The organism is Streptomyces sp. SID4985 (genome assembly GCF_009863025.1).
Classification (GTDB): domain Bacteria; phylum Actinomycetota; class Actinomycetes; order Streptomycetales; family Streptomycetaceae; genus Streptomyces.
On record NZ_WWIR01000584.1, the window covers coordinates 1 to 12,842 of the forward strand.

Here is a 12,842-nt window from a genome sequence, read left to right on the forward strand (position 1 = left end):
AGTGGCTGCGCCACTCGCGCACCTCGACTGCTGCGCAGTCGAGGTGACGGTCCGTTCGCTGCGCTCCCGGACCAGGCAGCGGGACTTCGTCCCACTGCTAGGCTTTCGCTTCGCTCCAGCCCGGGTCGGCGGGTCCGCTGCGCTCCCCCGCCTCAACGGTCCTTGCGGCTGCGCCTCCAGTCCCTTGGGGCCCGCTGTCGCGGGCCTGGCTGGCTACGAGGAGGGGGGTCACTCGTTTGTGTCGGGTCTCAGCGTAGTGCGTGCCTCACGTTGATGCAGCATGTATCGTTGGCAGAAATACAGGACACTCCCCCAACCATCAGGAACCCTCCCTAAATTCCGAGAGGACGACTCGGATGACCGGTCACCGCGAATCTACAGGACCAGACCCCTCGATGAGCAGCGATTCCGTGCACCGGGTGACGGAGTACCAGACGGCGGGCACCAACGCCCGGTTGAGGCTGTTCGACCTCCTACAAGCTCAGGGCGTGCCCGCAGCCGAGGCTGACGACTTGGCGGTCGCCGGGGCGCAGAGCGAGGTGGTCGAACTGGATGGGATGGCGCCGGCCTCTGAGGGCGCGCGGTTCGCGGACGGCTGGGACGAAGGCGTTGCGGCGGTGAGTGAGGCCTTGGTGGGCGTCGCGGACCGGGACTGGGTAGGGCGTGGCGGCCGGTCGGCCGGGCTGCTGAGCTGGCCGTACATATCGCGGACGTCAGGCGGCGTGAACGGGTCGCTCTGGTGCGGCTGGAGGTGTTCGTCCGGGAGACCGTGCTGCCGTGTACCTCGAACACCACGGCGTGGCGGCGCTGGGCGAGGCCGGCGGTCTGTGCACGGCGCGGAGGGTGGAGATGTCCAGTGGTGACGTCATCCTCTGCACGCGCGAGACCGGGCACTACGAACCGGACGACCTGCCGGGATTCAAGCGCGGGAAGTCGGACGGGACGCCCGGCGGATGGCACCTCGCGGCGCCTTCTGGAGTGATGCCGGAGCGGCCTGTACGCCGCACGCGGCCGTCTGAAAACTGCAGGAATTAGACATCGGGGAGAAAAAGAAATGTCGGAAATTCAGCTCAAGGAACACCAGGTCGACCAGAAGTCAGCGTTCCGTAAATGGGTGGGATTTCCTGCAAGATCATCTGTGCCCCCAGAGGGGGCGCGTGCCATGGGGGTGTCCGCGACCGGGTCCGGGAAGACGATCACGGCCGCTGCGAGCGCTCTGGAGTGCTTCCCGGGCGGGCGGATCCTCGTCATGGTGCCCACCTTGGATCTGATCGTGCAGAGCGCGCAGTCCTGGCGCCTGGTCGGGCACCGCGCGCCCATGGTCGCGGTCTGCTCGGTGGACAAGGACGAGGTTCTGGAGCAGCTCGGAGTGCGTACCACGACCAACCCGATCCAGCTCGCGTTGTGGGCGGGGTCCGGGCCGGTGGTCGTGTTCGCCACGTACGCATCCCTGGTGGACCGCGAGGATCCGGAGGACCCGTCGGGCCAGCGGACGGTGCGCGGGCCGCTGGAGGCCGCGCTGGCGGGCGGGGAGCGGCTGTACGGCCAGCGGATGGCCCCGTTCGACCTGGCGATTCTGGATGAGGCGCACATGACGGCCGGGGACATGGGCCGGCCGTGGGCGGCGATCCACGACAACCAGCGGATCCCCATCGACTTCCGGCTATACCTGACCGCCACCCCGCGGATCCTGGCCGCGCCCAGCCCGCAGCGCGGCCGGGACGGACAGGAGCTGGTGATCGCGTCGATGGAGGACGACAGCGCCACCTACGGCACCAGGATTTTCGACCTCGGGCTGGCGGAGGCGGTGGAACGCTCGATCCTCGCGGGCTTCGAGATCGACGTGCTGGAGATCCGGGACCCCGACCCGATCCTGGGGCTGTCGGAGGACGCGCTGCGCGGCCGGCGCCTGGCGCTGCTCCAAGCCGCGCTGCTGGAGCACGCGGCGCAGATGAACCTGCACACCGTCATGACCTTCCACCAGAGGGTCGAGGAAGCCCGCGCGTTCGCCGAGCAGATGCCGGCGACCGCCGCCGAGCTGTACGCCACCGAAGCCTCAGACGCCGCCCTGGCCGACGCGGAGGAACTACCCGCCTCCTCCATCGACGCCGAGCTGTACGAACTCGAGGACGGCCGCCACGTGCCCCCCGCCCGGGTCTGGGCCGACTGGCTGTGCGGCGACCACCCCATCGCCCACCGGCGCGAAGTGATCCACCGCTTCGCCAACGGCATCAACGCCGCGAACCGGCGCGTACACCGGGCGTTCCTCGCCTCGGTACGAGCCCTCGGGGTCGGCGTCGACATCACCGGACTGCGCGGCGTGGAGGCCGTGTGCATCGTCGGCTCACGCAGCTCCCAGGTCGACATCGTCCAGAACATCGGCCGGGCCCTGCGCCCGAATCCGGACGGCACAGTGAAGACGGCGCGGATCATCATCCCGATCTTCCTGCAGCCCGGGGAGGACCCGAAGGACATGGTCGCCTCCGCCAGCTACCAGCCTCTGGTCGACATCCTCCAGGCGCTGCGCTCGCACTCGGAACGCATGGTCGACCAGCTCGCCTCCCACGCGCTGACCCGCGGCGAAAAGCTCCGGCCCCTCCACGTCCGCCCCGCCCTCGCAGCGGGAACCGCCGGCAGTGACGGTGAGGAAACGAGCGAGGCGCAGCAGGAAGTCGACCGGGTCACCTCTATCGTGATCAACTTCTCCTCCCCCCGCGACGCCGCCGACATCGCCGCCCTGACCCGCTGCCGCGTCATCCGCCCCCAGTCCCTGGTCTGGCTCGAGGGCTACCAAGCCCTGCTCCGCTGGCGAGCGGAGAACGAAATCACCGGCCTGCACGCCGTCCCCTACGACGTCGAGACCGAGGTCGGGACGACGAAGGCGTTTCCGCTTGGGCGATGGGTGCACCAGCAACGGAAATCACTGCGGGCCGGTGAACTCGATCCCCACCGCAAGGACCTCCTCGACGAGGCCGGGATGGTGTGGGAGCCCGGCGAGGAAGCCTGGGAGAACAAACTCGCCGCCCTTCGCTCCTACCGGCGGGCCACCGGACACCTCGCCCCCCGCCAGGATGCCGTCTGGGGCGAGGGCGAGGCGATGGTGCCTATCGGCCAGCACATGGCCAACCTGCGCCGGAAGGGCGGCCTCGGGAAGGACCGGAAGCGGGCGGAGCAGCGTGCGGCGCAGCTCACCGCGATCGACCCGGACTGGAACTGCCCGTGGCCGCTGGACTGGCAGCGGCACTACCGCGTCCTGGCGGACCTGGTCGACGCCGACGGCAGCCTCCCCGACATCGCACCCGGCGTACTCATGGACGGCGACGACATCGGCAAGTGGCTCCAGCAGCAGCGCAAACCGAGCACCTGGAGGCAGCTGTCGACCGAGCAGCAGGAACGGCTGTCCGCGCTGGGCATCAAACCCGCTGAGGCGCCATCTCCCGCCCCGGCAGCCACGCGTGCGAAGGGCCCGGGCAAGGCGCAACAGGCCTTCCAGCGCGGCCTGACAGCCCTCGCACAGTGGGTGGACCGGGAAGGCGCCCACCGGCCCGTCCCGCGTGGCCACAGTGAGCAGATCACGGTCGACGGCGAAGCGGCTCCGGTGACCGTAAAGCTGGGCGTATGGGTCTCCAACACCAAAAGCCGCCGCGACAAGCTCACCCAGGAGCAGCGCGACGCACTGCGAGAGCTGGGCGTCGAATGGGCATGACCGCCGTGGATGGTATGTCGTTCAGCGGGCCGTGTTCTCGGTGCGGATCATCCGGCGCAGGCTGGTGCGGGCAGCAATCAGGTCTTCTTCGAGGGCGGTGATGCGGGCGCGGAACGTGGCGTTCTCCGAGGCCGCTTCCTCCAGCCGGCGGGTGAGGTCCTGGTTCAGGGCGTTCAGCTGGTCTGCTCTGGCTGCTGTGTCGGGGGCGTGGATGGCATCGAGTTGCTGGCCGAGTTGGTGGCGCAGGGCTGCCTGGAGCCGGTCACGTTCGTCGCGGAGTTCTTTGATTTCTTGCCGGGCGATTTCGAGTTCGGTGCGCAGGCTGAAGTGGGAGGGCGGGCTTGCCGTGGCAGATGGCGGGGTGCTGTGGGCTTGGCGTAGTTGGGCTGCCTCGATGTGCTCGCGTACGCCGGGGGCATAGGTGAGCCAGGTGGAGACTCGGGCGGCGCGAGCGACTGCGGCGAAGGTGAGCGGCTTTCCCTGTTTCTCGAGTGTGGCCAGGACGGTGAGGACACGGGCTCGTTTGTCGAGACTGTGGCGGCGTCTGGCTTCGGCGAGGGGGGGCGGGGTTGCCGCGGGGATTCATCGCGGGTCTTTCGGTCGGGCAGTGGTGAGGGGCAGGAGGGTGTGGTTGTCGCCTGCTCGTGCTTTGCGCAGCACGGTGCTGGCCTCTTCGATCTGGACGCGTTCGGAGGCGGGGAGGGATGCCAGGTGTGTGTTCATGCGGTCGATGACGCGCTGGTAGGCGGTGATTTGTGCGGTGAGGGCGGTGGTAACGAACTCGGCGGCGCTCATGGCGAGTGCAGTTTCGCGGTCTGCTCGTAGTTCGTTGATGTGGTGCTCGATGGCGGGCAGGTAGGAGGGGTCGGGGCGGTAAAAGCCGCAGCCAGCGCACTGGAAGCGGATGGGGCACGCCTGGCCGCCGGCTTTGACGTTCGACGGCTCGGTGCAGCCGCCGTAGGGAACGGCGACGGAGCGCATCTCGTAGGCCGTGCTCGAGCTGGGGCTGAGGTGGCCGTGCTGGTCGAGGACGTGTGCGCTGAGTTTGGCCACTGCTTCGCTTTTCCGTTTGAGGGAGACGGTGTAGTAGCGCTGGGTCATGGCGATGGATTTGTGGTCCATCAGTTCGCGTAGCACGTCGACGGGGGTGCCGGCGTCTGCGTGGCGCTGGGCGTAGGAGTGGCGGAAGGCGTAGGGGTAGATCAGGGATCGGTCGAAGATCAGGCGTTGTCCTTTGGAGTCGGTGCCCTCGGCGTGGAGCGGGGGCAGGGCGTCTGCCCAGAGCCTGAGGGCGTCGCTGAGGTAGGTGCTGGAGATGTGGGGGGCGTCACTCAGGGGGGTGAGGGATGGAAAGAGGAATCGGTCTCCTTTGGCGGGAAGGTGCAGTTGGTCGCGGCGGGCTTGCCAGGTTCGGATGGCGTCGGCGGTGGAGGTTGTGATCGGCAGACGTCTGCGGTGGCGTTTCCGCTTGTGGTTGTCCCAGATCAGGGTGGGCTGGCCGTTGTGGTTTTCCAGGCAGTCACGGGCCAGGGAGACGATCTCGAGCGGGCGGCGCCCGGTGTCGCGCAGGACGATGTACATCGTGCGGTACAGGAGGTGCCGGGCGTCTGGGGCGATGTCGCGGCAGCCGTAGGTGTTTCCGGTGCCCAGGGTGTCGAGGTGGGTGTCCAGTTGCCGGATGACGGATTCGGGGATGGCCTTGCCGATGAAGTCCTCATTGGGTTCTTCGACGGAGATGACGTGCTCGACGGGCACGCGGGTGAAGGTGCCGGCCAGGTCGTCGAGGGTGCCGCAGCGGCGGCCGTAGGCGATGAGCTGGAAGAACATCCCAAGCAGGCTGCGTCGGAAGGAGGAGGAGTAGGGGGTCCCGTCCCGTTTGCGTGCGGCACGGAAAGCATCGACGGCCAAGGTGGCATCGGCGAACGTCAGGGCGGCGGGATCGTCGCCGGCGTCGGCGCGCTGGGCGAGAGTCGCGGAGGCGATGGTCGTTGCGTGGAACGTGCGCTTGAAGTCTTCTGTGGTGGGTCGGGCGGTGGTCACCCAATGACGCAGCGCTTGGCGTAGCCAGGGCTGGCGGACTGTGCGGAGATCGACGCGGCCGGGAAGCTGTCGGCGCTTGCCGGAGGCGCTGTGGCGCAGTCCGAGGACGCGCAGATCGATGACGTCCTGGTCGATGAGGGTGATCCCGGAGAACTCGCTGTATCCGGCGCGGGCGGCGGACTGCAGGTTCTCCAATGTGCGGACGGCAGCCTGGTGCGGCTTGGTGAGCCGGGCCGTGTTGGTGGCGTCCAGAAGGGTGTCGGCCGTGGTGAGGTGGCTGATCACGCCGCGGATCCAGTGAGGTTCCAGGGCACGTACCCACTGGTCCATCTGCTGCACGGCGTACAGCGCTTCCCAGCGCAGCAGCTGGGGCAATGGGGCGAGGTGGAACTGGTGCGCCAGCAGATACAGGGGCTGGTGCGGTGCCCACTGGGCGGCAGGCACAGGGTCGGCGCGGGATCGGCATTCCGCTCTCCAGGCGCGCCAGTGGTAGTTGCACAGCCCACTGGAGTTCATCGCCCAACCAGAGCAGTGGGTCACCAGGCAATCCGGTTTTCGGTGAACGGTGTTGCCCGGCTGCGAAGCCACCGCTCGAGCGTGCCTTTGGACTTGTGGTACTTCCATGATCCGTGGTGGGCGGCGCACAGGCCTCCCGATACCTGAGGGCGTACGCACCGCACACCGTCCCCGGTGAGCGTGCACGGCCCGACGACTGTCAACGGCAGGGATCTGGAACGAGCAGGGATGAAAGTGGCGGCGAACTCTTCCCGCGGCAGACCGCTCTTCCTTCGCTGGTCCGAGCAGTAGGTACAGAACGTCTCCTGAGCGCGCACGATCACGTCGCAGCGGCGGGTGCGGCACCGGGAGGACGAGGTGCGCGGATTGTCGAGGTCTCCGGTGAACAGCCATCTGGCGCTGTCCCACTCCCCCGGCCGCCACGCGGGCTCGATGTGGGAACGCAACCACGTCTCCCACGACTTCTTCGTGGCCCTCGTCGGCGCCCCCAGTGCAGTCTGTGCCCGGTCGACAGCCGCCCGGGTTTCGGACTCATCGACGTGGCGGTAACGGTCCATGGACAGCGGCGAGGCGTGACCCAACAGCTTCTGCACCACGTCCCGGTCCACTCCCCCGCGCAGCCAGTGGGTGGCCGCGGAGTGGCGCAGCATGTGCGGGCGAGCCGGATGCCCGGCGCGGCGGGCCAGACGGTCGAAGACGCTCTTGGCGTTCGGGTAGGTCATGGCGCGGCCCAGCGGCGGGCGGAATAGGTTCACGAACACCATGCCCGTTTCGGCCGCCTGGGCCACCTGGTTCCGTTCGTGCTGGTAGTCGGTGTAGAAGGCGACGATGTCGGGGGTGACGGGGAGGCAGCGGGAGTGTCTGGACTTCGCCAGGGCCCGGTTCGGGTTGTCGGTGCGGCGCCGCACATGAAGGTGCGGCCCCTGAACCGGACAGCCCAGCGAGCGTGACGAGGCCAGGAAATGCAGATCCTCCTGGCGCAAGCCCAGGGCCTCCCCGATCCGCAGGCCGGTCGCGGCGAGCAGCGCGATGAGGAAACGGTCCCGCGCCCGGGGCGTATCCGCGATCATGCGGCGGATCTGCTGTGAGGACAGGTCCTCGTAGCCGGGCTCGCTGACCTGGAAACGGAAGGCCGATACCTGGACCTGGCGCCATTGGACGCGCTCGCCGGCGTCGTAACCGGCCGGCAAGAACCGCAGGAACTTCGGCTCCGACAACAGGCTGGCCGTCTGGGAAGGGACCCAGCCATGGAGCGCGCCGAAGCGCAGGAAGTCCGTGACCGCCGTCATCACCGCGTTCGCCGTTCCCTGCGAACGGTAGCGGGGCGCAGCCGTGGTCGGACAGCGGCGGCTGCGGGCCGGCAGCGGCGTGGTGACCAGCCACTGCTGCAGCCCGGACAACGCCATGAAACCCGGACACGACCACTCGATACGGTGCCCTGCGCAGTAGTTCAGATAGAGGGCGAGACGGCCTGCGTAGACCCGTTCCGTGTTCGGCGAGCGGCCCTTGCTACGCAACCCCGCCAAAAACGCACACACCTCGGCATGCAGGTCGTAGGTGCGCGCGTCGGCCACCACCCACCGCTCCACACCCGTCGACGGAGACATCGAACGCTCAGCCACATAGCTCTGCTCCACCCACCAAACACAACCAAGCCCCACCGGCCACCGAGGCGCGGACCGTCAGACGGCCATACGACCAGGTGACATCCCTGCCAAACACACCACACAGAACCGCGCACTATGGATAATCCTTGTCCTGTAGTCGACGCCCTGACGCTGGCCGGGCTCCAGCGCCGAGGAGTAACAGCGCCCGGCCACGGGCGGGCGCCATGGTCTCGCCTGTAGGAGTGGGACAAAAGGCATCTTCGGTCTACAGCACCGCGAGGACGAAGGTCAGCAGCGCCAGGGACAGGGTGACGCTGCCCGCGAAGGCCACGGCACCGCGCAGCAGAGCGGTGGCATAGGTGGCTCCGTCGATACGAGCGAGCAGACCGGCCGCGGCTCCTACGAGCGTGCAGAAGAGCGCGACGACCGCCAGGAGCAGGGCCAGGAGCATCAGGTGGACGGATGAGGTGTTCATGCCTTCTCCCCAGAACGTTCGACGAGGGTGACTCCGGGGAATTTCGCGGTTTCGGTGTTCACCGGGGTTCAGGGCGAACAAAGATGAACGAAGACGGTCGCCCGGGGGATGGAGAAGCAGGACATGGGGGACGCGCACGAGGACCCGTTGGCGGAACTCGCGCTACGGCTGCGTGCCCTCAGGGTGCAGCGGGGTCTGCAGATGGGTGGGTTGCAGCAGCGGACCGGGCTGGGGCGGACAACGGTCAGCCAGGCGCTGAACGGCCAAGTGGTGCCCTCCGAGACCACGCTGGTGGTCCTGGCGAGGGCGCTGGGCACGGATGTGGAGCCGTTGCTGGCCCTTCGCGAAGCCGCTGCCCGCGTACCGCAGGTGTACCAGGGCTCTCCAAGGAGAGTCACCCGCAGGTCGGTGCGGCCCAAGGTGCAGCCTTCGTTCGAGGAGCGGTACCTCAGCTACGTGACGGAACGGCATTCCCAGCTGACCGTCGTAGGGCTGGACCTGAGCCGGCCAGAACGTGCGCGCTGGCCGCTGGACGCGGCGTACTTGAGCTTGGAATTGGCGGAGCGGCCGGAGGGCTGGCCTGCAGACAGTGAGGAAGCGAACCGGCCATCCGTCGTGGTGAAGCGTGCCGAGCATGCGTTGGCCGACTGTCGACGAGTTCTTCTGCGCGGGCTCGCCGGCAGCGGAAAGACAACGCTGCTGCAGTGGCTGGCTGTCGCCACGGCGCGCGATGAACTGCCGGCAGAACTGGCGGACTGGAGGGGGCGGATTCCGTTCATCCTGCCGCTGCGGACGCTGGTGAGGCGTGGACCCCTTCCGGAGCCACACGATTTCCTCTCTGCGGTCGGCACCCCCTGGCCGCCTCACAACCTGAAGGCTGGGCCGATGCCGTACTCGCCAGGGGGGAGGCACTCGTCCTGGTCGACGGCATCGACGAGGTTCCTCAAGAGCAGCGAGGCGCCACCCGGGACTGGCTCGAGCGGCTCTTGGCGGCCTACGGGGACGCACGCTTCGTGGTCACCACGCGTCCGTCCGCTGTACCAGAAGGCTGGCTGACTTCGTCGCGCTTCACCGAACTGTCAGTACGACCTATGAGTACCGCTGACATCGGAGTCTTCGTCGGCCGGTGGCATACCGCCGCTCGGCACAGTGCAGCGACCGACGCCGAACGGTCACAGCTGAATGATCTCGAAGCAGCGCTCCAGGTGACAGTGCGTGCTCAGCGTGACCTGGCGCAGTTGTCCAGCACCCCCCTGATGTGCGCGTTGATCTGCGCGCTGCACCGGGACCGCCGCGGTCACCTGCCCCACAGCCGCATGGAGTTGTACGAGGCAGCACTGTCGATGCTGCTGGTGCGTCGAGACCTTGAACGCAGCATCGATGTCCCGGAAGGCATTCAGCTCACCGAACACCAGAGCGTCCAGCTACTGCAGCGTCTGGCCTACTGGCTCATCCGCAACCGCCAGACCGAGATGGAACGGACCACTGCCACGGCTCTGGTCAACGATGCGCTGCCGGCCATGCAGGCCGTGGCCGAGCAGGGCACAGCCGACCAGGTCTTGACCCACCTTGTCGGCCGCAGCGGGCTCCTGCGCCAGCCCACCATGGACACCGTCGACTTCGTCCACCGCACTTTCCAGGACTACCTCGGGGCCAAAGCCGCCATCGAAGCCCACGACTTCCCCCTGCTGGTCAACAACGCACACGACGACCAGTGGGAAGACGTCCTGCGCATGGCCGTCGCCCACGCCCGCCCAGCCGAAAGCGCTGATCTACTCCGCCGCCTCGTCGAACGGGGTGACGCCGAGAGCGAACACAGGGGCAGACTCCACCTTCTGGCGGCCGCCAGCCTGCAGTACGCCACCGAAATCGCACCCGAGGTCCGCAGACTGGTCGAGCAGCGTGCGCGTGTCCTGATGCCTCCCCGCTCCCGAGAAGAGGCGGAGGCACTGGCCGCGCTCGGACCAGGCATCCTGGATCTACTGCCGGGACCCCGAGGCCTGGAACATGACGAAGTAGGCCCCGTCATCCAGACTGCCGCCACCATCGGCGGCGACCATGCTTACGCCTTCCTCAGCCGCTTCGCTCAGTCACTGACTTCTGAGTCAGCACCCTACGAACTCGTCGACGGCTGGAAGAACTTCGATTCTGACCCGTATGCACGGGACATCCTGCTCCCCTTCAGGGACTGCCTACCTCTAGTCGTACACACTCATGAGCAGCGCAACGCCCTTCGGCTACTGGCCCCCATTTACGATGTCACGTTTCAAGAAGCCTTTACCGCAGAAGAAATAATCGAACACCTCTCACCCGGGCACACCCATGAGGTGAACATCTATTCCGGCCAAGCACTGACAGACTTGAAATTTGTCCGGCAACTCCCCGCTTTGAAGGAACTGGCCCTGTCTGAGTGTGAACAGCTCACACACATTGAAGACCTTGCCGGACTCCCACTATCAGGCCTGAGCCTCCTACAGTTTCCAAACGGGGTCTCCTTCGACGCTCTGGCTTCACTGCCGGAACTAACGAAGCTTGCCCTTTACACCCGCCTGCCATGGACCAGCCTGGAAGACATGCCCGCGCCGCTGGACTTGACCGCGTTGCGTCTGGCCCGCTGGATCGATACACCCCTACGGGGCATCTCCAAGTGGCAGCTTCTAAAAATTTTGGTGATCAACGCGGGACCGACCCCTGCAGAGTGGCGAGAAATCTCCTCCCTACCGCACCTGACGGAACTCTACATTTCTGAGTATGATCTCGCGCAGGCCGCACCCATACCCCACGTGACATACCTGCAATTGTCACCCCTCGACGCAGATGCGCAATTGCACCTCGTCCCTGACATATTCCCTAACCTGAAGAGACTTTCCGTTAACTGCCGCGCATCGTTACCCGATATCACTGATATCACTCCCCTCGAGCGGATCGACGGACTGCAAGTCTCTCTGCACTACGCACAAAGCGTCGTTGGCCTCGAAGGATTTAACCCGGATGCTGTTCACCTGTACCCACGACCCCGCATAGCGGGTACTTGACCCATTCACCTCAGATACGGGCGAACAAAGTCCCACCTGCCCCGTGACGACCCGTCAGCCTGCTTGGCTCGCTCGGCCCGCTCTCTGCCCGGCGCACGCTCTCCGAAAAACCAGAACAAACGTCACTCACGCTCCCCCACCTCTAGATAATCGACATCGTCGGCGAGCGGGGCGTGGAGGCGGTGTGTTTCGCCGACACCCGCGGCTCCCAGGTCGAGATCGTCCAGAACATCGGCCGCGCCCTGCGCCCCAACCCCGACGGCACGGCCAAGACCGCCCGCATCATCGTGCCCGTCTTCCTCCAGCCCGGCGAAGACCCGACCGACATGGTCGCCTCCGCCTCCTTCGCACCCCTCGTAGCCGTCCTCCAAGGCCTGCGCTCCCACTCCGAACGCCTCGTCGAACTGAACCGTTCCGGGTTCGGTAGGGACTCGATCATTTGAGAGGATCGAGTCATGGCACGTCCTTCCCAGTACCCGCTTGAGCTGCGCCGTCGTGCGGTGCGGATGGTCGCCGAGGTGCGGCCGGAGTACGACACCGAGTGGGCCGCGATGAAAGCGGTCGCCCAGAAGCTGGGCATCGGTACGACCGAAACGCTGCGGAAGTGGGTGCGGCAGGACCAGGTCGACGCCGGCGTGCGCCCTGGCGTGACCACCGAGGAGTCGGCCGAGCTGAAGCGGTTGAAGAAGGAGAACGCCGAGCTCAAGCGGGCCAACGAGATCTTGAAAGCTGCGGCAAGTTTCTTCGCGGCCGAGCTCGACCGGCCACATACGCGCTCGTAGCCTTCATCGACGAGCACCGGGACCGCTTCGGCGGTGTCGAGCCGATCTGCCGCGTGCTGACAGAGTACGACTGCAAGATCGCCCCCTCCACCTATTACGCCCACCACAAACGTCGGACCGCGCCGTCGGCCAGGACCGTGCGGGACGGCGAGCTGAAGGCACTGATCCAGCGTGCCTACGACACCAACTACCGTGTCTACGGGGCGAGGAAGATCTGGCGTGAGCTGCACCGTCGAACGCCTGATGCGCGAGCTTGGCATCGCCGGAGCGGTCCGTGGCAAACGCGTGATCACCACGTTGCCCGGCGGGCAGGTCGAACGGGCCCCGGACCTGCTGGACCGCGACTTCGTCGCCGATGCCCCGAACCGCTGCTGGGTCGCGGACTTCACCCACGTGAAGACCTGGGCCGGGGTCGTCTACGTCGCCTTCGTGGTGGACACCTTCTCCCGCCGGATCGTCGGCTGGTCCGCGGCCACCGTGAAGGAGACGGTCTTCGTGTTGGACGCCCTGGAGATGGCGCTCTGGCAGCGCGATCGTGACCAACACCCCATCCGATCAGGAGAGTTGATCCATCATTCCGACGCCGGGTCGCAGTACACGAGTTTCCGGCTCGCCGAGCATCTGGACGCTGCCGGTATCGCCGCCTCGATCGGCTCGGTCGGCTCGGTCGGCTCGGTCGGC

At 66.9% G+C, this 12,842-nt stretch carries 9 protein-coding genes and 1 pseudogene; 7 read left to right on the top strand and 3 right to left on the bottom strand.

What is annotated here, in order from left to right:
* Positions 1–777 precede the first annotated feature (777 nt).
* Both GTW40_RS25195 and GTW40_RS25200 read left to right on the top strand, forming a co-directional pair.
* On the top strand, positions 778–1,035 hold the full coding sequence (locus GTW40_RS25195) for a hypothetical protein (protein WP_161182460.1): 258 nt from the start codon (positions 778–780) through the stop codon (positions 1,033–1,035).
* 19 nt (positions 1,036–1,054) lie between these two features.
* On the top strand, positions 1,055–3,706 hold the full coding sequence (locus GTW40_RS25200; protein WP_161182461.1) for a DEAD/DEAH box helicase: 2,652 nt from the start codon (positions 1,055–1,057) through the stop codon (positions 3,704–3,706).
* Positions 3,707–4,288: 582 nt separating this feature from the next.
* Here GTW40_RS25200 and GTW40_RS25205 read toward each other — a convergent pair.
* The 3 genes from GTW40_RS25205 to GTW40_RS25215 form a co-directional block, all read right to left on the bottom strand.
* Complete coding sequence (locus tag GTW40_RS25205) at positions 4,289–6,334, bottom strand: site-specific integrase (protein ID WP_343245782.1); 2,046 nt, start codon at positions 6,332–6,334, stop codon at positions 4,289–4,291.
* Positions 6,283–7,899, bottom strand: a complete 1,617-nt coding sequence (locus GTW40_RS25210) for a tyrosine-type recombinase/integrase (RefSeq protein ID WP_343245783.1) — start codon at positions 7,897–7,899, stop codon at positions 6,283–6,285. Before GTW40_RS25210 ends, GTW40_RS25205 begins: the two co-directional genes overlap by 52 nt.
* A gap of 235 nt (positions 7,900–8,134) precedes the next feature.
* Positions 8,135–8,344, bottom strand: coding sequence for a hypothetical protein (locus tag GTW40_RS25215; RefSeq protein WP_161182462.1), 210 nt, complete (start codon positions 8,342–8,344; stop codon positions 8,135–8,137).
* Between the two features lie 201 nt (positions 8,345–8,545).
* Between GTW40_RS25215 and GTW40_RS33335 the strand changes: the two are divergent.
* The 5 genes and pseudogenes from GTW40_RS33335 to GTW40_RS25235 form a co-directional block, all read left to right on the top strand.
* Positions 8,546–9,423 (top strand): annotated as a pseudogene (locus tag GTW40_RS33335) (NACHT domain-containing protein); the annotation flags it as partial.
* 12 nt (positions 9,424–9,435) lie between these two features.
* Positions 9,436–11,379, top strand: coding sequence for a hypothetical protein (locus GTW40_RS25220; protein ID WP_237525674.1), 1,944 nt, complete (start codon positions 9,436–9,438; stop codon positions 11,377–11,379).
* A 173-nt stretch (positions 11,380–11,552) separates the two neighbouring features.
* Positions 11,553–11,822 (top strand): hypothetical protein, encoded by a 270-nt coding sequence (locus tag GTW40_RS25225; RefSeq protein WP_237525670.1) that lies wholly within the window; start codon positions 11,553–11,555, stop codon positions 11,820–11,822.
* A gap of 12 nt (positions 11,823–11,834) precedes the next feature.
* A complete protein-coding gene (locus tag GTW40_RS25230) occupies positions 11,835–12,161 on the top strand; it encodes a transposase (RefSeq protein ID WP_161180487.1) in 327 nt (108 codons plus the stop codon).
* 219 nt (positions 12,162–12,380) lie between these two features.
* Positions 12,381–12,842: DDE-type integrase/transposase/recombinase (locus tag GTW40_RS25235; RefSeq protein WP_161182463.1), on the top strand; the 462-nt coding region annotated here is incomplete at its 3' end.